Below are 19,359 nucleotides of genomic sequence, written 5' to 3' on the forward strand. Positions count from 1 at the left end.
GAGCGACCGGGGCACTCTGGCCGGGTGCGCTTCGACACCAAGATCGCCGTCCTGCTCGCCGACGACCTCGCGGCCTGGCAACGGCTGAACGTGACCGCCTTCCTGGCCAGCGGGATCGCCGCGGCCGACCCGACCCTGATCGGCGAACCGTACGCGGACGCCGACGGCACCGGCTATCTGTCCCTGTTCCGGCAGCCGGTGATGATCTTCGCCGCCGACCGCGAGACGGTACGGGCAGCGCACGGCAGGGCCCTGGCCCGGGAGGTCGCCCTGGCGATCTACACCCAGGAGATGTTCGCCACCGGCCACGACGCGGACAACCGGGCCGCCGTCGCCGCCGTACCCACGGAGAAGCTCGACCTGGTCGGCATCGCCGTCCACGGTGGCCGGTCGGCGGTCGACAAGATCATGAAGGGTGCCCGGATGCATCCCTGAGGTCAGTGATCTTTTTACTTCGAATGGGAAGGAACCATCAATATTTCACCGAAGTCCCTGGTGGGTTCACGGCCTGGCAGAATCCAAAGTTAGTGCGGGATCAAGGAGGAGTCCGGCGGTTGCCTGTCAGGCCTTAACTCGACTGCGGTCACTCCTGAGTCTCCGTCATCATCTGTGTGTTCGATCTGTGGGCCTCGAGGAGTGCGCGATGTTCAGGAAACTCAGTCTCGTCCTTGCCGGATTCGTCTGTGTGGCGGGTGTCGCGGTGTCGGCTACACCTGCACAGGCGGCTAGCACCTACATCACGGCGGACGGAAGCACGCCTGCAACCGCCAGGATCAGCGGAAGCACTGTGCGTATCGCCAATGGGACAACCTTCAGCATGAGTTGCTGGTGGGATTCCTCTGCCGGGCGGATGTTCTACGGCAGGATTACTTCTGGTACGTACAGCGGCAGGTCTGGCGATGTGAATTCCAGGTTTGTGCGTAATCAGACCAGCGTTTCGCACTGCTGAGTCTGGTCCGTGCTCGTCACTCCGTGGTCGGCGGCCGGCGGAATGAGGTGATCAGGCGGCGGACCGCGGAGCGGTCGCCGACGATCGTGATCTCCCCGCGGTCGAGGGACAGGGGGAGTGATCGCCCGGCGTAGACCAGATCGCGCAGGACGTCGGGCGCGGTGGCGATCACCGCGTCCGGGTCGGTTGCCGGACCGCGGGCCACCTGGATGTCCGTGCCGGTGATCACCCGGTACTGATCCAGCTCGAACCGGATCTCGTACTCGCGGAGTCGCGTCGACCGGCCCGGCGGTTCATAGGTCGCGCGCAGGGCGAACATGAGTGCGTCGGTGCTCAACTCGTTGGCGGTCCGGATCGGCAGGTCGCTGCCCCAGCGGGCCAGCGCGAGCAGGACGGGCTCGAGTTCGCGGCCGAGGCGGGTTAGTCGATAGGCCGGGACCCTTGCCGGCGGCCCCAGCCGCATCCGCTCCACGACGCCGTGCCGCTCCAGCTCCCGGAGCCGCTGCGCGATCACGTTCTGGCTCGCGCCGGCCAGCCCGTGCCGCAGGTCGGTGAACCGCTTCGGCCCGAAGATCAACTCCCGGACCAGGAGTAACGCCCAGCGCTCGCCGACGAGGTCCAGCGCCCGCGCGATTCCGCACGGATCGTCGTAGCTGCGCTCCCCGCGTTCCGGCACTGGTGGTTCCTCTCGCCAGCCTGGTCTATAGTCGGCACTAACTAGTCCTAAATTAGCACTAGACCACGCGGCAATCATCTGTGGGAGCGAGGGGGAGTGGTGACGTTCACGGAGCAGGAACTGGAGTATCTGCGGTCGCAGCCGTTGGCGCGGCTGGCGACGCTGGGGGAGGGCGAGCAGCCCGATGTCATGCCGGTTGCGTTCGAGGTCGACGGTGATCGGATCTGGATCGGTGGTGGCGGGGCGAGCGTGTTGGCCACCCGGAAGATGCGCAATGTCGCGGCCGGGCGGGTGCGGGTGGCCTTGGTGGTCGACGACCTGGTCTCGTTCGACCCGTTCGTAGCGCGCGGGATCCGGATCTACGGGATCGCCGAGCCGGCGGTGGAGCGGGTCGGGATGGTCGGGGCCGGCCACTACGTCAAGATCACGCCGACGGTCTCCTGGAGTTGGAACCTCGACGGCGAACCGGTCGGCGAGAGCTGGTACGAGGCACACCGCACCGAACACACGGCGGAACAGTCATGATCAAGACCACGGAGCAGGTCGCCTCGGCGGACGGGACGTTGATCGCCTACCAGCGGCAGGGTGACGGGCCGGTGTTGATCATGGTCGGCGGCGGGCTGGACGACGGGTCGGAGAACGGGCCGCTGGCCGCCGAGCTGGCCGACACGTTCACGGTGATCAACTACAGCCGGCGCGGCCGCGGCGACAGTACGGACACGGCGCCGTACGCGGTGGAGCGGGAACTGGAGGACCTGGCTGCGCTCGCCGCGGAAGCGGGATCCGATCCGGTGCGGCTGTTCGGTGCGTCGTCCGGCGGTGCGCTGGCGCTGGAGGCCGCGGCGGCCGGCCTGGCCGTGGACCGGGTCGCGGTGTACGAGGTCCCGTACCTGATCGGTGACGAGGCGGTCCGGAGCTGGCGCGAGTACGTGTCCGAGGTGACCGCGATCGTTGCGGACGGGCGACCGGACGACGCCCTGGCCCGGTTCATGAAGCTGGCCGGGATGGGCGAGGCGGACATCGACGGGGCTCGTACGTCGCCGGAGTGGGCCGCGTCGAGCGCGCTGGCGCACACACTGCCGTACGACGCCGCCTGCCTGGGGGACGGCTCTCCGCCGCAGCGATTCGAGGGACTCGGGGTGCCGGTGCTGGTGATCATCGGCGACCAGGGCCGTGAACTCTTCGAGCCGGCAGCCGTCGCGCTGACCGAAACCCTGCCGAACGCGACCCGGCGGGATCTCGCCGGACAGGGGCATGTCGCGGATCCGGCGACGCTGGCGGACGAGCTGCGCGGGTTCCTGGCCGGCTGAGCAGGCGTCAGCGGCTGACCGGTGCCTAGGGCCGGTCAGCCGTCGGCAGGAGACCGCTCCTGGTCGCGATGTCGATCGCGTGCCGGCGCGAGGTCGCCCGCAGTTTGCGGTAGATCCGCTGAGTCTGGTTGCGCACCGTGTGCACCGAGACGAACAGGTTCTCGGCGATCTCGGCCGCGGTGCCGCCGTCGGCGAGCAAGCCGAGCACGATCTGCTCCCGCGGGGTCAGGGTGACCCGGTCCGCGTCGACGTCCGGGGTCGGCTCGACGAAGAGCACCAGTTGGAGCGCGGCCAGGACCGCCTTCACCGACGGCTCATGATCACTGGCGGAGATCAGGGTGCGCCGGTCCATGGTGACCAGGCTGTGCCGGATCGTCCCCGGGTCACCGGACTGGGTGAGGGCCCGGCGGACGAGGTGTGCCGACCGCCGGTGATCACCGGTCTGGTTCAGGGCGGTGGCCTGGGCGAGCCCCAACTCGATCGCTTCCCGCCGCGGTGCCTGCTCGAGCCAGGGCCCTTCGGAGATCAACTCGGCCGCTTCACGGGGCCGCCCGGTGGCCAGCAGCCAGTGTGCGGCCTGCAGGATCTGGTGGTGGTTCCGCGGCTCGGTGGGCACCAGCGGCTTGGCCCGGGAGAAGTCCCCGACGCTCAACGCGAGTTGGAGCTCGATCCCGCCGAGCAACGTCTGCGGGAGGGATTCGGCCGGCAGCCGGCGCGGCCAGGTCCGGCGCAGGTGGTCGATCTGATCAAGGAGCAGCCGTTGTTGGCCGCGGACCAGCCCGGCCCGCGCCTGGGCGTACTGCGCGAGGTAGAGGTGCTCGTCGTGGACGAACCGGCCGGTGTGCAGGCGCCCCAGCACCTCCTCGTAGGTCACCCAGTCCAGCCGGTCGGTGGCCAAGATCAACTGCGCGCTGAGCAGGGCGACGTGCGGGCCCGGATTCAGCCAGTCCGCCGCCCAGCCGTCCGGTACGGAATCGGCCTGCTCGGCCCACCGCTGTGCCGTCGTGTGCTCGCCGTAGACCGCGTGCAGCAAGGCGAGTTCGCCGGCCGCGCCGGCAAGATCATCGGGATGCGCGTTCGGCAGGTAGATCACCGCATGAAGATCACCACCGGCCTCCATCAGGTCGCCGGCCAGCAGGTTCAGCACGCCGTTGTACAGCGACAGCGTGCCCAGCGTCTGGTGGTCCGCGTCGCGGCGCAGGATCAGCCGTTCGCCGACGGACCGGATCGCCGCTGCGTGTTGCCGGGCGAGATCGTACTGACCAAGATCACGAAGCGCCCGCAGCGCGGCGTGCTCGACGCTGACCCTCACCTCGTCGTCCGGATAGGCGGCGGAGGCCAGTCCCGTCCGCACGGCCTGGATCGGCTCCGGAATGGGTCCCGGGCTGCGTGGGTACGGAGCCAGGGTCCGGTCCATGATCAACTCCAGCGCCGGACGGCGCTCGAACTGAGTTCGATCGAGCCGGCCGAGCAACTCGGTGAGCAGGCCGGGCACGCGGATCAGCTGGATCCACTCCGCTTCGACCAGCTCCGCCAGGGTGTCGAGATCATCGTCTGCGGCAGCCTGCCGGGCGGCCCGTTCCGCAGCAATGATCTCCATGAGAACTCAGTGGGTCCGCGGCGCCTGGGCCAGTTCAAGGCGTGCGGCAGCGGCACACAACGCGTGCGGTGCGGCGCGCAGCAAGTGAATCAGCGGTGACATCCCGGCTACCCATCCGGTTAGGACCCGGCCGGGCGGCCGGGTGGTACAACCCACGACTGAAGTCGGCATGGTACCGCCAAGTTCCTCGGTGTGAACAGTGGGCGTTTCATGGTCGCGCGGCCATGCCGTCGATTGATCACGGACACAACCGCAGTTGACTATTTCGTTGATCATGTCGCGGCGCCGCGCCCCGCTCGGCTGGCCAGCCGCGGTGATTCCCCGGTAGCAATGGCGTGCGTCTGGGCGGGGGACCGGCGTTCCCCTCATTCATTCCCGCCGGCCGGCGACCCTTCTCCACGTCGCGCCAGCACGTGCACCGTTGTGGAGGATCGAGACTTGTCCAACAAGCGCCCCCGCTTCCGGCTTGTGGCCGCGGCTCTGTCGCTGGCCCTGCTGACCGGACTGATCGCGTTCGGCAGTCCGCCGACGCCGGCCGCCGCCGCACCGGGCAACCCCGGTAAGCCCGGCGCGCCAACCGTCCTCTTCGAGGAGGACTTCGAGAACGCCGGAGACGGCACCAATACGCTGCTCGGCGAATACACCGGCAGTGACGAGACGACGTACACCGCGGACGAGTTCTGGCATGACCGTGCCCTCTGTAACGGCATCATCGTCGACCGGACCAGTACCCGGGTGCCCCCCGACTGCGCGGGCGACCCGGCCGTCGAGGCGAACGGCATCCGCTACTTCCAGTGGGTGACCGAATACGCCGAGGCGCTCGGGGAGCACGGCGGAGCCGCGAACCCGACGCTGAACGGCGCGGCCTCGGCCTCCACCACCGGACATGGCGCCGACAACCAGGTGCAGTTCCGGACCGCCGAACCGATCACCTTGGACGCCGCGAACCGGTTCGTCACCTTCTCGGTCGACGCTCTCTCCGTCGACTGTGCGGCCCCTTCTCAGTCGAGGCTCCGGTTCTACCTTGAGGACGCCGACGGCGAACAACCCATGTCCGCCCAGGCCATCGATCTCTGCAACGATCCGCGGGCGACCAGCATCGTCGTCAACACTGAAAGCGGGGACAACCTCTCGGCCAAGGTCGGAACCTTCCCCGGTGACCAGTCCGTGCTGCTTTCCGGTGACCAGTTCGGCATCGTGCTGCGCAATGAGGAGGGTGACGGCACCGGCAACGACGGCGCGTTCGACAACATTCGAGTGATGGACGTGACGCCGCAGCTGGACAAGTCGTTCGGCCCGGCGACGGCGATGGTTGGCGGCACCTCCACGCTGACGTTCACGGTGACCAACACCAGCGAGCTCGGCGCCAAGGACGGCTGGTCCTTCACGGACAACCTGCCCGAGGGCCTGGTCGCGGTTCAGCCGGCTGAGGTCGGCGGCAACTGCACGGCCGAGACCACGGTCAGCGACGACGGCGCGTCGATCTCGGTGGCCGACGGCCAGCTGGCCAAGGATGCCACGTCCTGCACGATCACCGTGCCGGTCACGTCGGACTCCGCGGGCACGTACGAGAACTGCGCCGAGAACGTCTCCGATCCGGTCGGCGTCGACCTGCCGGACTGCGCGTCGGTGACGTTCGAGCCGCAGGAGGACTTCGGGTGCACGCCGCAGGGCATTCTGTTCCAGTCCCCGACCGGCGTCCCGCCCACCCAAGTGATCGGGATCGACATGGTCGACGGAACGCCCACGGGCCTTGGCACGCTGGAGGGCCGGCGGGTCAACGCGATCGCCTACAACGGCCTGGACGACTACATCTATGGCCTCGACCTGCAGAATGACCAGATGGTCCGGGTCGGCAGCGGCCCGAGCGTCGTCGAACTCGGCTGGCCGGAAGGCCTGCCGGACCTCGTCGTCGGCGACATCGACGAGGACGGCCGCTACTGGGTCACGGACGGCCTCGGCTGGTGGGTGATCGACCTCGTCCCGGGCTCCGACAGCTACGGAACGATCGTCGAAGAGGGCGAAGCACCGACGCCTGCCGGCCTCTCCACCATGGGCGCCGACTGGGCGCACGTCCCCGGCACCGAAGCACTCTGGAGCATCGGCGTCCAGGACACGGACTCCGTCCTGGTCAAGTTCGATCTGAAGACCCATGAACGGACCGTGGCCGCCAATCTCGGTGTCCTCGGCGGCAACACCTTCGGCGCCGTCTACGCGGACCCGGACGGCTTCTTGTACGGCTCCGACAACAAGACCGGGGATATCTTCCGGGTCGACGTCGCGGCCGGCACGGTGCGGAAGTTCTCCGACGGTCCGGCGTCCTCGGTCAACGACGGGGCTCGCTGCGCTGCTGCGCCGATCCCGATCGACTTCGGTGACGCGCCGGACAGCTACGGCACCACGCTGGCCGACAACGGTCCGCGGCACTTCATCCGCGGGATCGACGTCCAGTCCGACACCGCTCCGCTGATGCTCGGCTCCAAGATCGACAGCGAGACCGACGGTGCTCCGTCGGACGCCGCCGATGGCGACGACGCAGCGGGGGTCGGCGACGAGGACGGGGTGACCCAGCCATTGCGGCTGTCCCAGACCGGCCCGACCACGGTGTCGGTGACTGCGACCAACAACCGTGATCAGGCGGCAACGTTGGCCGGCTGGATCGACCTCGACGGGAACGGCACGTTCGATGAGGACGAGCTGGTCACCACGACCGTGCCGGCCGGCAGCGGCACCGCCGCATACCCGCTGGAGTTCGGTGAGTTCACCGGCGAGGGCACCACATATGCGCGGTTCCGCTTGTTCGGAGAAAGCGAGGGCGTCACGGCGTCCCCGACGGGACCGGCCGGTCACGGTGAGGTCGAGGACTACGTCGTGGAGGATCGCGACCTGTCGATCGAGAAGACCTCGGACGCCACCGAGGCGACCCGGATCGGCGACACCGTGAAGTACACGGTCACGGTGACGAACACCGGGGCGTCCGACTTCACCGACGACGCTCCGGCGATCATCGCGGACGACCTGTCCGGCGTGGTGGACGACGCGACCTACAACAAGGACGCGGAAGCGTCCTCCGGTGAGGTAACCGTCGACGGGGACCTGCTCTCCTGGAGCGGCGCCCTCGCGTCGGGCGACAAGATCACGATCACGTACTCGGTGACGATCACCGGGGCCGGTGATGGCGAGTTGATCAACTCCGCGTTCCAGCCGAACTGCGATCCGGCGGACGAGGACTGCAAGCCGGTCACCCCGAAGTGTGAGGACGGCAAGGACCCGAAGACCGGGCTGCCCTGCGACGACAACACGGTGAAGCTGCCGGAGCTGACGGTCGAGAAGACCGCCGACACCACGGCGATCCCCACGGTCGGCGACACCGTGACCTACACGGTCAAGGCGACCAACACGGGCAAGGGTGCGTACTCTGCGGACGCTCCGGCGGTCGTGATCGACGACCTGTCCGGTGTGCTGGACGACGCGACCGTCGATCCGAAGTCGGTCGAAGCCGACCAGGATCCGGCGGCCGAGTACACCGAGCCGCAGATCAGTTGGACCGGTGCCCTGGCGCCGGGCGAGACGGTGACGATCACCTACCAGGTGACCTACACCGGCGCCGGTGATCACAAGTTGATCAACGTCGCGTTCACGCCGGACAACCCGGACAACCCGGAGCCGCCGGTCTGCGACCCGGCCGACAAGAATGGCCGGGATCCGGAGACCGGGGAGCCCTGTGCCAAGCACGAGATCCCGGCCGCCGGGCTGTCGGTCGAGAAGTCGGCCGACCCGTCCTCGGGTGGCAAGGTCGAGGAGGGTCAGCGGATCACGTACACGCTGACCTTCGAGAACGACGGCAATTCCGACGCGGAGGTCGACTACACCGACCACCTGGCCGAGGTGCTCGACGACGCCGACGTGATCAAGTCGGCGAAGGCCTCGGACCCGTCGCTGACCGTACTCGACGCCGATGATCAGTACACGGTCCAGGGCACCCTGGCGGCCGGGAAGACGGTCACCGTCTCCTACGTCGTCGAGGTGCGGGCCGCCGATGATCAAGGTGACGGTCTGCTGGTGAACTTCCTGACCGAGACCGGTGAGGAGCCGCCCGCCGAGTGCACCGACGGCGATCCGTCCTGCACCACGCACGAGACCGACGTGCCTGACGGCCCGGAACTGCCGGACACGGGTGCCCCGAGCACCCTGGCCGCGCTGCTCTCCGGTCTGATCATGCTCGCCGTCGGCGGCGTGACCGTGGCCCGGTCGAGGAGGCGCAAGCGCTGATCTTGATCAGCTGAGTTGATCAACCCGGCCCGGTGCTGTTGCCAGCACCGGGCCGGGTTCTTCTTTGTCCGGTTCAGGAGCCGAGCAGGCGCCGGGCGTGATCATGGACGGCGGTACGGAGCCCGGGCGGGTCGAGGATCTCCAGGGTCCAGGGCAGCCGGACCACGACGTCGACGAGCGGTGCCAGCTCCTGGGCGGCGAACCGGACCAGGCAGCTGGCGCCGTCGAGGTCCTCGACCACTCCCTGACTCGGCGGGATGATCTTCACCACGGTCGCGGCCGTGGCCTGCACCCGGACCCGGGCGACGAGGTCCCAGGGTGCGATGCCGGTGCCCTCGGCGACCAGGGCCACCGGGTCCGGCGGGTCCTCGAACCGGTAGCGGGTGCCGGTCAGCGCGGGTTGCGTGATCCGGTCGACCCGGTACGTCCGCCACGCCTGGCGATCCCGGTCGCGGGCGACGAGGTACCAACGCCGGCCGGTGTGCACGATCTGCAGCGGCTCGACACTCCGCTCGGACTCGGTGCCGTCGTGGGTCCGGTACCGGAACCGGATCCCCTCGACATGCCGGCAGCCGGCGGCGAGGGTCACCAGCACCGCGCCGTCGACCACCGGCAGCTCGCCCTGGGGAAGCTGGGTGGTGTGGGCGCTGATCGCGTCGACCTGCTCCCGAAGCCGTACCGGCAGCACCTGGTGGAGTTTCGCCAGGGCCGAGACCGCCGCCTCCTCGACTCCGGACACGGTCGTCGTGGTCGCGACCCGCAGTCCGACGGCGATCGCCACCGCCTCGGCATCCTCGAGCAGCAGCGGCGGCAGCCGGCCGCCAGGCCCGAGCCGGTAGCCGCCGCCGATCCCGGCCTCGGCGTCGATCGGGTAGCCCAGCGAGCGCAGCCGCGCGACGTCGCGCCGGACCGTCCGCGGTGTGATCTCGAGCCTCGACGCCAGCTCGGCGCCGTCCCACTGCGGACGCGAGTGGAGCAGGGACAGCAGGCGGAGCAGCCGGGTCGCGGTATCCATCTCAGGAGCATCATCCCAGGAGCCGAGGACCGATCCTGTCCGCAGGTCGTCCTACCGTGAAGCCATGACGACGCTCTCGCAGAACCTTCTCGACCTGTCGGACTTCGCCTGGCAACGGCTGCAGCAACGGGTGGCGGGACTGACCGACGACGAGTACTTCTGGGAACCGTTCGACGGCTGCTGGACGATCCGCAGGACCGACGACGGCTACCTGGCCGACGCGAGCCGGATCCCGCCGGCGCCCGCCCCGTTCACCACCCTGGCCTGGCGGATCACCCATCTGGTCGACGTGCTGCAGGCCGAACGCACCGCCACCTGGTTCGGCCATCCGGCGACGGACGACCCGCCGCCGGTGCCCGGCTCCGCCGCGGCCGCGCTCGCCGCCCTGGACCACGCGTACGAGGTCTGGCGCGGACGGCTCGCCGCCCTCAGCCAGGAGGATCTCGACCGGCCGATGGGCGAGATCGCCGGACCGTACGCCGAGAGCGACGGCACGTCGTTCGCCCTGCACATCCTCGACGAGCTGATCCACCACGGCGCCGAGGTCGGCACGGTCCGCGACTTCTATCGCGGGACCCGGGCCGAGGACCCGTTCCCGGCCGCGCTGGCCGGCGAGCTCACGCCCGCCGACCGCCCGGCCCTGCTCGCCGAGGCCGCCGCGGCCCAGCGTTGGGAGCTGGTTCCCAAGCTGGCCGAGCTGGGCTTCGGGATCGATGAGCGGAGCGGCGGCATGACCGCGGCCCACCTCGCCGCCGGTACGGGCTCGCTGGACACGCTGCGGTTCCTGGTCGAACACGGTGCCGACCTGACGATCAAGGACACCCAGTTCGACGCCGACGTCCGCGGCTGGGCCGCCTGGTTCCAGCAGTCGGAGGTGACGGCCTACCTTGATTCGCGGAGTTCTTGATGAACGACCGGGAGTAGGTCGTTGGCCGACATGGGTGCTGAGCCGCACTGCTGTGCCAGGATTGGCGTGTGGAATCCGGCGGGAGGTCGCTGCGGAGCCTGCGGGAGCGCATTTCCGACGAGGCCTGGACGGCCTTGTCCGGATCTCGGCGACAGCGGCGCCGGGTCGGTGATGTCATGCTGCGCCAGGGCGACCCTGGCACGCATGTGCTCGTCCTCCTGAGCGGGGTCGTGAAGATCGTCCGCTTCGAGGCGGACGGGCGAGTACGGCTGCTGGCATTCCGTGGTCCGGGCGAGGTCGTTGGCGAACTTGCGGTCCAGGACGATGGGTCCCGGCTGGCCGATGTTGTCGCGATGACGACTGCGAGGTCGCGGTCGTTCCGGCCGACGAGTTCCTGCGCGTCGTCCGAGAGTTCGGCCTATCTGCCGAACTCTCCGCATCCGTCGTGGCGCGGCTGCGCGAACAGACCGAGATCGGAGAGGGCGAACTCGTCCGGGCGCTTGCGGTGACCCTGCTTCGGATCAGTGACCTCATGGCTTCCGACGTGCTGTCGCTCACTCGGGATGAATTGGCACAGCATCTCGGTGTCGGTCGCAACACGATCAGCAAGGCACTGGATCGCCTGGGACCGAGTTTGATCGAGGTCGGCCGAACCCGGATCAGGTTGACGGACATCGACTCACTCCGACGGTCCGCGCGCTCCAGCGATAACGAGATGTGACCCAGATCACCTGTTCTGCGCACTGTCGGTGCGGAGTGAGTGGCTCGGTTCCGCCATTCTCGAGTCGTTCCTGATCATGCGAATGAGATATCGCAAGGTGTGACGAATGGAGTCGATCATGGGAATCGCCTCACTGGTCGCGGGTCGGCCATTAATGACTTCTCAGTTGCTGACCGATTGGCGGCGGGTCAGGGTCTGGTTCGGGCCGCACCTGCTACGCGATTATCGAGCCGAGGCATCTGCCGCGGAGGGCTACGCCCAGGCGATGGGCAGTCGCTTCGGCGGGCTCGAGATCACTGTCGATTCCGAGGTCAATGATCAGCTTACGCCTCTCCCGTGTGAACAGCTGTGGAGCGTATTAACGCCTTGATCATCGGACCACCAGTGAGAGAAAAGTGATGAGACACGCAGCGGGGATGGTCTCTGAGATTTCTGCTGATCCTGGGGTTGGTCCCGGGTGCCTTGGTGGCTATCGGGTGGATGCAAGCCTGCTTGTGTGGCTGGCACGGGCACATTGCGGGCTGATGGCCCTGACTTTGGCGACCTGTTCAAGCAGTTCGGCGCCTCTTTTGTGCGTTCTACCCATCTGCACAGGTCTTGAGGGAATCCCGCTTGTTCTGTGTCCTGGAACGTTCGTCTTCTAGCGGAAGAAGGGAAGAGATGAAGCGAGTGGCGGGATGGGTTCTGCGGCTGTTGCTGGTGCTTGGGATGGTGCCTGTAGCACTGCTCACTGTGACGGCGTGCTGTCCAGCGGGCGGGGTGAAGGCTGACCTGAGGGCAGAGTTGCGAACCGACGACGGAGACATCGGGGACCTGCTGAAGCAGTCAGAGAAGGACAAGAATCGTGCCGATCCAGCGGGCAGGAAGGACCCTCAGAAGGCTGAGCCCAACGGAGGGGTCAACGCCAGAGGTAACGGTGGTCCACCGGCTGGCTGCCCTCCTCCGGTCGGCAAGCCCGGCAACAGCGGAGGCAAATTCAACATCAAGCTCTTCGGTGCGAAGGGAACGAAGCTCGACGGTTCACAGGGCCTCATTGATCGCAGGCCCATCGGGAAGGACACCACGTTTCGAATGGATGTGGAGAACCCTAAGCCAGGTTACGTCGAAGGCAACATCCACGTTCAGCTAGGCGGTCAAGGTACTACCCACTACTATTGGCGTGGTGGTACCAGGTTCACGGACAAAGATGGTGATCAGTTGCCAAAGGTGGCGCGGCAATTCATAGAGAACAACAAAAGCTACATCGAGAGTCGAATCAATCGCGGGCTGACGATACTGGGAGAGAAATAGTGAAGTACGACGGAGAGCTAGACACTTGGCGGGTGAAGCTGAAGAACGGAAGTAGCGTCCTGCTCCTGGCCGACACACATAGCGAGACAAGCACTCACCATCTGTTCAATGTGCTGGCTGACGCGGCCGAGGAAGAGCAGAAGAACCTTCATCTGGTAGGCACTACTCCGACTAACACTGAGAGGGTACTCGTATCAGTTGCCGCGTTCGCTCTTGAGGATGTAGAAGACGTCCAGTCAGGCGAGGATTGGAAAGAGATTCCGAAGTCTGAGTAGACAGAATTGTCGTGACGGTCGCAGCGCCCGCTACATGACGCGGCCGAAGTCGAAGCAGGAGACTGGAAAGAGATTCCGGCAGGTAACCACAGTTCCGCGGCCAGCCAGGCCGAGCTGTCCATGCTGGATTGAGGAAGGTGCCAGTGTCGGTCCTTGCGGTGACCCGGCGACGGGCGGTCGCGTACCGCCTCGCGGTGCAGCGGCTCTCGGTACGGCTGCGGGCGGGGGAGTACGTGCAGGCGGCGCGGTTCGGGCTGCAGGACTCGGCGCCGCGGGACGCCCTGGTCGCGCTGCACGCACGGGTCGAGGCGTGTGATCCCGAGGCCTGGCAGGCGCCCGGGCTGATCCAGACCTACAGCCCGCGGGCGGCGGTCTTCGTCCTGCCGGAGCAGGATTTCGGGATGTTCACGATCGGCCGGCTGCCGTTCGACCCCGACCACCGGGCCGCCATCGAGGCGGACGCCGAACAGGTCTGCCGCAACCTCGCCGGGTCCGAGTGCCGGGGCGGCCTGAATGGTCTCCGGTCGGCCTGCTGGACCGGCCGGATCGCGCTCCGCTGGACCACCAGTGCCCTGTACGCCAGGGAGGTCGACCGTCCGGAGGTCGACGAGAGCGAGGCCCGGGCGGAGCTGTGCCGCCGCCACCTGACCGGCTTCGGGCCGACCACCCCGGCCGCCTACGCCTGGTGGTCCGGGATGTCGCCGGCCGACGCTCGAACGGTCTGGCGGGTGCTGGAACCGGACCTGGTCGAGGTGGACCTGGACGGCCACCGGGCCTGGATCCTGGCCGCGGATGAGCCGGCTCTGCGGGAACCGCCGGATCCGCCGCCGGCCCGGTTCCTGCCTGCGCCGGACCTGCGTCTGCTCGGCCTGGACCGGACCGGCCTGTTCTGCGGGCCGGGGCAGCGCCGCTGGACCGACCTGCACGACACGTTCCACCCGAACGGTCTGCTGGTCGGCGACGAACTCGTCGGGGCCTGGGGCCGGCGCGGCGGCCGGATCGTGGTCCGGGTCGCGGGTCCGCTCCCGGACTCGGTGCGGGCCACGGTCGAGGTCGAGGCGCTGGCCATGCCGATCCCCGGCGCGACCATGTCGATCAGCTACACCGAGGTGAAATGACTGAGCCCATTCCGATCTTTGTCGCCGACGATCCGCGGCTGGCCGACTATGTCGCGCTGCGCGAGGTCAGCCTGCGCAAGTCCCTCGAGGCCGCGGAGGGCCTGTTCATCGCGGAAGGGGAGAAGGTGATCCGCCGCGCGGTCGAGGCCGGCTACCGGCCACGGTCCTTCCTGCTCGCCGAACGCTGGCTCGCCTCGCTGCGCGACGTGCTGGACCGCTGTCCCGACACCCCGGTCTACCTGGTCAGCGAGGAGCTCGCCGAACAGGTCACCGGCTTCCACGTCCACCGCGGCGCCCTGGCCTCGCTGCACCGCCGGCCGCCGCGTCCGGTCGAGGACCTGCTCACCTGCCGGCGGTTGGTGATCATGGAGGACATCGTCGACCACACCAACGTCGGCGCCATCCTCCGCAACGCGGCCGGACTGGGTTGGGACGGGGCGCTGCTGGCGCCGCGGGCGGCCGACCCGCTCTACCGGCGTTCGATCAAGGTCAGCATGGGCGCGGTGTTCTCGCTGCCCTGGGCCCGGCTGGCCGACTGGTCCGGCGCCCCTGCGCTGCTGGCCGACGCCGGCTTCACCACCGTCGCCCTGACGCTGGCCGACGATGCCGTACCGCTCGACGAGGTTCATGATCAACTCGCGCCGGAGGCCCGGGTCGCGATCATGCTCGGCACCGAGGGGGCCGGGCTCTCCGATCACTGGACCAGGTCCGCGTCGATCCGCGCGATCATTCCGATGCAGGCCGGCATCGACTCCCTGAATGTCGCCGCCGCGGCGGCGATCACGTGTTACGCGCTGCGGGCGTGAACAGCGTCGCCAGGTAGCCGTCCAGCATCGCCTGTGCGGCCTTCGGCGTGTGCACCTCGAGCAGGACGTAGTTGGTCAACCCCTCGGCGAGGCAGATCAGCAGGCTCGCCTCGGTCTCCGGATCGCGGTCCTCGGTCAGCTCGCCCTCGGCGGCGGCCTGCCGCAGCTGATCGGCGAACAGGGCCGCCAGCGGGGTGGTGGCGTCCTTGGTGACGGCCCGCAACTGGTCGTCGTGGACGGCGCGGGACAGATAGGCGAGGTGCACCAGCAGCCCGTCCCGGCTCGCCCGGTCGAGCGGGAGCATCTCCTGCAGTGAGGTCCGGATGATCCGGTAGGGCGTGGCCCGGCCGCCGAGCTTCTGCAGTCGCTGCCGGACCCGGGCGCCGGCCCGTTCCCCGTTCTGGGTCAGTGCGACCAGCAGCAGTTCTTCCTTGCTGGAGAAGTAGTGCTGCAGCTGACCCAGCGAGACGCCTGCCTCCTTGGCGATCTCGCGCATGCCGACGCCGTCCAGCCCACGGGTGCCGACGATGCGCCAGAGCGCGTCGACCAGCGTGCGCCGGCGCTGCTCATGATCGACCCGGTGCTGCACGGTGACCTCCTGGACGCAAGTCGAGTGTATTGCTACAGTAGCGTGTCAATACAGTTGACTTGCTAGAGGTGGTCGCGATGAGGGAAGACCTGAGCGCCGCCGAAGTGCCCGGACCACGGGTCGCCGCTTCGGACGGCCGGGCTCCGGCGCCCGATCTGGCGCGCGGCCTGATGTTGCTGGTCATCGCGCTGGCCCACGCTCCGCTGTTCACCGTCGTCGCGCGGGTTCCGCTGGGAACCGACACGATCACCGAGGTCCTGCACCTGCTGTTCGTCAACAACCATGCGCGCTCGATGTTCGCCTTCCTGTACGGCTACGCGCTGGTGCAGCTGACCGACCGGCGGCCGGCCGCCGAGGCCCCGGGACTGATCCGGCGCCGCGGTGGTTGGCTGATCATGATCGGCTTCCTGCACGTGGTGCTGCTGGCCGGCATCGACATCCTCGCCGCGTACGGCCTCGTCGCGGTGCTCTTCGCCGGCCTGCTCCGGGCGAAGGACGCCACCCTGCTCCGGCTGGCCGCCGGGACCACGATCCCGGCGGTCGGGCTGGCCGGCGTGATCATGTGGTACCCCTTGTCGCAAGGGGTTTCGTCGTATGCGCTGAACGGGTTCGACGCGGCCGCCCGGGATCCATGGGCCCTGCTGATCGACCGGGTGCTGGGCTGGCCGGCCGGGCTGGCCCTCGGGGTCGTGCTGGTGCTGCCCGCGGTGATCTTGGGGATCTGGGCCGCCCGGCGCCGGCTGCTGGAACAACCCGAGCAACACCGACGGATGCTGCTCGGCGTCGCCGTCGGCAGCACGCTGGTGGCGCTGGCCGGCGCCGTACCGGCGATCCTGATCCAGACCGGCACCTGGCCGGAACCGCCCGTCGCAGGCGTCGCCCTCGCGACCTTCCTGCAGCCGCTGACCGGCTTCATCGGCGGCATCGGCGTGATCGGCTTCATCGCCGCGGCCGCGCCGGCGGTCGAACGGCGACCCGGCCTCCTCTCCACCGCTCTGCAGGCGCTGGGCCGGCGCTCGCTCACCTTCTACCTGTTCCAGTCGGTGATCTTCGTCGCCGTCTGCTCCCCGTACGGCCTCGGGCTGGGGGACCGGCTCGGGATCACCGGAGCGTCCGTCCTGGCCGTGATCACCTGGGTCGTCTCCTTGCTGCTGGCCGAGCTGATGCGCCGCCGCGGCCACCGGGGGCCGGCCGAACTGCTGCTCCGGCGGCTGGTCCGGCTCGGCGGACGCCGGACCCCCGGGTAGCGATCATGTTCGGCGCCTTCACAGGTCAATAACGAAGCCGCTGGGCGCAGGCGCTGCGCTGTTACCATCGCCGGGAATGGCGTTCGGCGAGGAAGGTGTCGTCATGAGCAATGGTGCGGGCGGAGATCGTACGGATTCGACCTTGGTCGAGGACCCCGGGTTGCCGCCGGTCGCCGTCGATGATCAGGTACGGGAAGCGGAGGAGCGCCGCTGGACGCCGCGGCGGATCATCGTCTGGACCTTGATCGCGCTCCTCGGCGGCCTCGGCTGGACCATGATCGCGATCGTCCGCGGCGAGACCGTGAACGCGATCTGGTTCGTGTTCGCCGCCGTCTGCACGTACTTCATCGCGCACCGGTTCTACGCCAAGTTCATCGAGCGGAAGCTGCTCAAGCCGGACGACCGGCGGGCGACGCCGGCCGAGTACAAGGCCAACGGGCGCGACTTCATGCCGATGGACCGGCGCGTCCTGTACGGCCACCACTTCGCCGCCATCGCCGGTGCCGGACCGCTGGTCGGGCCGGTGCTCGCCGCGCAGATGGGCTATCTGCCGGGCACGCTCTGGATCGTCGTCGGGGTGATCCTGGCCGGCGCCGTCCAGGACTACCTGGTGCTGTTCTTCTCGATGCGGCGCGGCGGCCGCTCGCTCGGCCAGATGGCCCGCGACGAGCTGGGTGTGATCGGCGGCATCGCCGCCCTGGTCGGCACGCTGGTGATCATGGTGATCATCCTGGCCGTGCTGGCCCTGGTGGTGGTGAACGCGCTCGGCGAGAGCTCGTGGGGCGTCTTCAGCATCCTGATGACCATCCCGATCGCGTTGTTCATGGGTGTCTACCTGCGCTGGATCAGGCCGGGCAAGATCACCGAGATCTCGATCATCGGGTTCGTGCTGCTGCTGTTCGCGATCATCGCCGGCGGCTGGGTGTCCAACTCCGACTGGGGCCAGGCGATCTTCCACCTGGACCGGCCGACGATCGCCTGGGGCATCATCATCTACGGCTTCGTCGCCGCGGTCCTCCCGGTCTGGCTGCTGCTGGCGCCGCGGGACTACCTGTCGACCTTCATGAAGATCGGCACCATCGTCATGCTGGCGATCGCGATCATCCTGGTCCGCCCCGAGATCAGTGTGCCGGCGTTCAGCGAGTTCGCCGGGCGGGAGAACGGGCCGGTCTGGACCGGCGCACTGTTCCCGTTCCTGTTCATCACCATCGCCTGCGGAGCCTTGTCCGGCTTCCATGCCCTGATCTCCTCCGGGACCACGCCGAAGCTGATCGAGAAGGAACGGCAGACCCGGTTCATCGGCTACGGCGGCATGCTGATGGAGTCGTTCGTCGCGATCATGGCGCTGGTTGCCGCGATCTCGATCGACCGCGGCATCTACTTCGCGATGAACTCGTCGGCGGCCGTCACCCAGGGCACCGTCGAGGGCGCGGCGGCGTTCGTCAACTCGCTCGGCCTGACCGGCGTGAACGTCACCCCGGAGCTGCTCGCCGAGACCGCCCGGAACGTGGGCGAGGAGTCGATCGTCTCCCGGACCGGCGGCGCACCCACCCTGGCGCTCGGGCTGTCCCACATCATGCAGCAGTTCATCGGCGGCACCTCACTGATGGGCTTCTGGTACCACTTCGCGATCATGTTCGAGGCGTTGTTCATCCTGACCGCGGTGGACGCCGGCACCCGGGTGTCGCGGTTCATGCTGCAGGACGCGCTGGGCAACGTCTGGGGCAAGTTCAAGGACACTGACTGGCGGGTCGGCGCCTGGGTCTGTACCGCGATCATGGTCGCCGGCTGGGGCTCGATCCTGCTGATGGGCGTCACCGATCCACTCGGCGGCATCAACACCCTGTTCCCACTGTTCGGCATCGCCAACCAGCTACTGGCCGCGATCGCGCTGGCGGTCTGCCTGTCCATCGTGGCCCGGCAACGCGGCGCCGGTCGGTTCCTCTGGATCGTTGCCGTACCGCTGGCGTTCACGGCGGTGGTGACGATCACCGCCTCGATGCAGAAGATCTTCTCGCCGGTGCCGGCGGTCGGTTACTGGGCCCAGCACAACGCCTTCCGGGGCGCGCTGGAGCGGGGCGAGACCAGCTTCGGGACGGCCAAGACGCCCGAGGCGATGGAGGCCGTGGTCCGCAACACCTTCGTCCAGGGCACGCTGTCGATCCTCTTCGTCACGCTCGCGATCATCGTGATCGCCATCGCGATCGCCCGGACCATCCTGCTGCTCCGTAACGGCGGCGGCCCGAGCACCGAGCTGCCCGCCCAGCCGGCCGGCCGGTACGCCCCGGCCAGCCTGTTGGCCAGCAAGCCGGAACGCGAACTGATGAAGGAGTGGGCCGCCCTGCCGCCGGAGAAGCAGCCCACCGGGGTCGGCCACTGATGGCGCCGCCGATGATCATGGTCGGCCGCGTCTGGCGGGCGCTGCGCTGGTACGTCACCTCGGTGATGGGGGACAACGCGTACCAGGTCTACCTTGATCATCAGCGTCAGCACCACCCCGAGGCGCCGGCCCTCTCCGAACGCGAGTTCTGGCGAGCCCGTACCGATGATCAGGAGCGGAACCCGCAGGGCCGGTGCTGCTGAG

Annotated in this window: 19 protein-coding genes; 15 read left to right on the forward strand and 4 right to left on the reverse strand. The window is 68.4% G+C overall.

Going from position 1 to position 19,359, the window contains the following annotated elements; translation table 11 throughout:
• Nucleotides 1-24: 24 nt before the first annotated feature.
• The gene (locus ACFQU4_RS22540; RefSeq protein ID WP_377496163.1) at nt 25-435 is read left to right on the forward strand and encodes a DUF2000 family protein; all 411 of its coding nucleotides are present in this window, start codon (nt 25-27) and stop codon (nt 433-435) included.
• Between the two features lie 530 nt (nt 436-965).
• On the opposite strand, the gene ACFQU4_RS22545 is transcribed toward ACFQU4_RS22540, so the two are convergent.
• A complete protein-coding gene (locus ACFQU4_RS22545; protein ID WP_377496165.1) occupies nt 966-1,625 on the reverse strand; it encodes a winged helix-turn-helix transcriptional regulator in 660 nt (219 codons plus the stop codon).
• 96 nt (nt 1,626-1,721) lie between these two features.
• Here ACFQU4_RS22545 and ACFQU4_RS22550 point away from each other — a divergent pair, with 96 nt between their 5' ends.
• Nucleotides 1,722-2,150: a PPOX class F420-dependent oxidoreductase gene (locus tag ACFQU4_RS22550; RefSeq protein ID WP_377496167.1), complete on the forward strand. Its 429-nt coding sequence runs from the start codon at nt 1,722-1,724 to the stop codon at nt 2,148-2,150.
• On the forward strand, nt 2,147-2,935 hold the full coding sequence (locus ACFQU4_RS22555; RefSeq protein WP_377496169.1) for an alpha/beta fold hydrolase: 789 nt from the start codon (nt 2,147-2,149) through the stop codon (nt 2,933-2,935). The genes ACFQU4_RS22550 and ACFQU4_RS22555 overlap by 4 nt, the downstream gene beginning before the upstream one ends.
• 25 nt (nt 2,936-2,960) lie before the next feature.
• Here ACFQU4_RS22555 and ACFQU4_RS22560 read toward each other — a convergent pair whose 3' ends face one another.
• Nucleotides 2,961-4,535 (reverse strand): response regulator transcription factor, encoded by a 1,575-nt coding sequence (locus tag ACFQU4_RS22560; protein WP_377496171.1) that lies wholly within the window; start codon nt 4,533-4,535, stop codon nt 2,961-2,963.
• 438 nt (nt 4,536-4,973) lie between these two features.
• On the opposite strand from ACFQU4_RS22560, the gene ACFQU4_RS22565 reads away from it, so the two are divergent.
• A complete protein-coding gene (locus ACFQU4_RS22565; RefSeq protein ID WP_377496173.1) occupies nt 4,974-8,807 on the forward strand; it encodes a DUF6923 family protein in 3,834 nt (1,277 codons plus the stop codon).
• A gap of 73 nt (nt 8,808-8,880) precedes the next feature.
• On the opposite strand, the gene ACFQU4_RS22570 is transcribed toward ACFQU4_RS22565, so the two are convergent.
• On the reverse strand, nt 8,881-9,822 hold the full coding sequence (locus ACFQU4_RS22570) for a helix-turn-helix transcriptional regulator (RefSeq protein ID WP_377496175.1): 942 nt from the start codon (nt 9,820-9,822) through the stop codon (nt 8,881-8,883).
• 64 nt (nt 9,823-9,886) lie between these two features.
• Between ACFQU4_RS22570 and ACFQU4_RS22575 the strand changes: the two genes are divergently transcribed.
• The 8 genes from ACFQU4_RS22575 (at nt 9,887) to ACFQU4_RS22610 (ending at nt 14,939) form a co-directional block, all read left to right on the forward strand.
• Nucleotides 9,887-10,729, forward strand: a complete 843-nt coding sequence (locus ACFQU4_RS22575; RefSeq protein WP_377496178.1) for a DinB family protein — start codon at nt 9,887-9,889, stop codon at nt 10,727-10,729.
• Nucleotides 10,730-10,905: 176 nt separating this feature from the next.
• Complete coding sequence (locus tag ACFQU4_RS22580) at nt 10,906-11,238, forward strand: cyclic nucleotide-binding domain-containing protein (protein ID WP_377496180.1); 333 nt, start codon at nt 10,906-10,908, stop codon at nt 11,236-11,238.
• Nucleotides 11,175-11,450, forward strand: a complete 276-nt coding sequence (locus ACFQU4_RS22585; protein WP_377496182.1) for a helix-turn-helix domain-containing protein — start codon at nt 11,175-11,177, stop codon at nt 11,448-11,450. Before ACFQU4_RS22580 ends, ACFQU4_RS22585 begins: the two co-directional genes overlap by 64 nt.
• Before the next feature lie 106 nt (nt 11,451-11,556).
• Nucleotides 11,557-11,820: a hypothetical protein gene (locus tag ACFQU4_RS22590; RefSeq protein WP_377496184.1), complete on the forward strand. Its 264-nt coding sequence runs from the start codon at nt 11,557-11,559 to the stop codon at nt 11,818-11,820.
• A gap of 290 nt (nt 11,821-12,110) precedes the next feature.
• Complete coding sequence (locus tag ACFQU4_RS22595) at nt 12,111-12,740, forward strand: hypothetical protein (protein WP_377496186.1); 630 nt, start codon at nt 12,111-12,113, stop codon at nt 12,738-12,740.
• Nucleotides 12,741-12,772: 32 nt separating this feature from the next.
• Nucleotides 12,773-13,015 (forward strand): hypothetical protein, encoded by a 243-nt coding sequence (locus ACFQU4_RS22600; RefSeq protein ID WP_377496188.1) that lies wholly within the window; start codon nt 12,773-12,775, stop codon nt 13,013-13,015.
• 143 nt (nt 13,016-13,158) lie between these two features.
• Complete coding sequence (locus tag ACFQU4_RS22605; protein WP_377496190.1) at nt 13,159-14,133, forward strand: DNA glycosylase AlkZ-like family protein; 975 nt, start codon at nt 13,159-13,161, stop codon at nt 14,131-14,133.
• A complete protein-coding gene (locus ACFQU4_RS22610) occupies nt 14,130-14,939 on the forward strand; it encodes a TrmH family RNA methyltransferase (RefSeq protein ID WP_377496192.1) in 810 nt (269 codons plus the stop codon). The genes ACFQU4_RS22605 and ACFQU4_RS22610 overlap by 4 nt, the downstream gene beginning before the upstream one ends.
• Here ACFQU4_RS22610 and ACFQU4_RS22615 read toward each other — a convergent pair.
• The gene (locus ACFQU4_RS22615; protein WP_377496194.1) at nt 14,914-15,528 is read right to left on the reverse strand and encodes a TetR/AcrR family transcriptional regulator; all 615 of its coding nucleotides are present in this window, start codon (nt 15,526-15,528) and stop codon (nt 14,914-14,916) included. The two genes, ACFQU4_RS22610 and ACFQU4_RS22615, sit on opposite strands and share 26 nt — an antisense overlap.
• 77 nt (nt 15,529-15,605) lie before the next feature.
• On the opposite strand from ACFQU4_RS22615, the gene ACFQU4_RS22620 reads away from it, so the two are divergent.
• From ACFQU4_RS22620 to ACFQU4_RS22630, 3 genes are all read left to right on the forward strand, one after another.
• Complete coding sequence (locus ACFQU4_RS22620) at nt 15,606-16,775, forward strand: DUF418 domain-containing protein (RefSeq protein ID WP_377496196.1); 1,170 nt, start codon at nt 15,606-15,608, stop codon at nt 16,773-16,775.
• 103 nt (nt 16,776-16,878) lie between these two features.
• The gene (locus ACFQU4_RS22625; protein WP_377496199.1) at nt 16,879-19,155 is read left to right on the forward strand and encodes a carbon starvation CstA family protein; all 2,277 of its coding nucleotides are present in this window, start codon (nt 16,879-16,881) and stop codon (nt 19,153-19,155) included.
• Nucleotides 19,155-19,358 carry a YbdD/YjiX family protein gene (locus tag ACFQU4_RS22630; protein WP_377496201.1) on the forward strand — a complete coding sequence of 68 codons (204 nt, stop codon included), beginning with the start codon at nt 19,155-19,157 and terminating at the stop codon, nt 19,356-19,358. Before ACFQU4_RS22625 ends, ACFQU4_RS22630 begins: the two co-directional genes overlap by 1 nt.
• Nucleotide 19,359 lies beyond the last annotated feature (1 nt).

Origin of the sequence: Microlunatus sp. GCM10028923 (assembly GCF_042666975.1) — a bacterium.
Lineage (GTDB): Bacteria > Actinomycetota > Actinomycetes > Propionibacteriales > Propionibacteriaceae > Microlunatus.

Bases quoted from the DNA above. Each gene is read 5' to 3' on its own strand.
- ACFQU4_RS22555 (WP_377496169.1), top strand. From the start codon at position 2,147: ATGATCAAGACCACGGAGCAGGTCGCCTCGGCGGACGGGACGTTGATC.
- ACFQU4_RS22560 (WP_377496171.1), bottom strand. From the start codon at position 4,535: ATGGAGATCATTGCTGCGGAACGGGCCGCCCGGCAGGCTGCCGCAGAC.
- ACFQU4_RS22570 (WP_377496175.1), bottom strand. From the start codon at position 9,822: ATGGATACCGCGACCCGGCTGCTCCGCCTGCTGTCCCTGCTCCACTCG.
- ACFQU4_RS22575 (WP_377496178.1), top strand. From the start codon at position 9,887: ATGACGACGCTCTCGCAGAACCTTCTCGACCTGTCGGACTTCGCCTGG.
- ACFQU4_RS22580 (WP_377496180.1), top strand. From the start codon at position 10,906: ATGCTGCGCCAGGGCGACCCTGGCACGCATGTGCTCGTCCTCCTGAGC.
- ACFQU4_RS22590 (WP_377496184.1), top strand. From the start codon at position 11,557: ATGGAGTCGATCATGGGAATCGCCTCACTGGTCGCGGGTCGGCCATTA.
- ACFQU4_RS22595 (WP_377496186.1), top strand. From the start codon at position 12,111: ATGAAGCGAGTGGCGGGATGGGTTCTGCGGCTGTTGCTGGTGCTTGGG.
- ACFQU4_RS22610 (WP_377496192.1), top strand. From the start codon at position 14,130: ATGACTGAGCCCATTCCGATCTTTGTCGCCGACGATCCGCGGCTGGCC.
- ACFQU4_RS22620 (WP_377496196.1), top strand. From the start codon at position 15,606: ATGAGGGAAGACCTGAGCGCCGCCGAAGTGCCCGGACCACGGGTCGCC.
- ACFQU4_RS22625 (WP_377496199.1), top strand. From the start codon at position 16,879: ATGAGCAATGGTGCGGGCGGAGATCGTACGGATTCGACCTTGGTCGAG.
- ACFQU4_RS22630 (WP_377496201.1), top strand. From the start codon at position 19,155: ATGGCGCCGCCGATGATCATGGTCGGCCGCGTCTGGCGGGCGCTGCGC.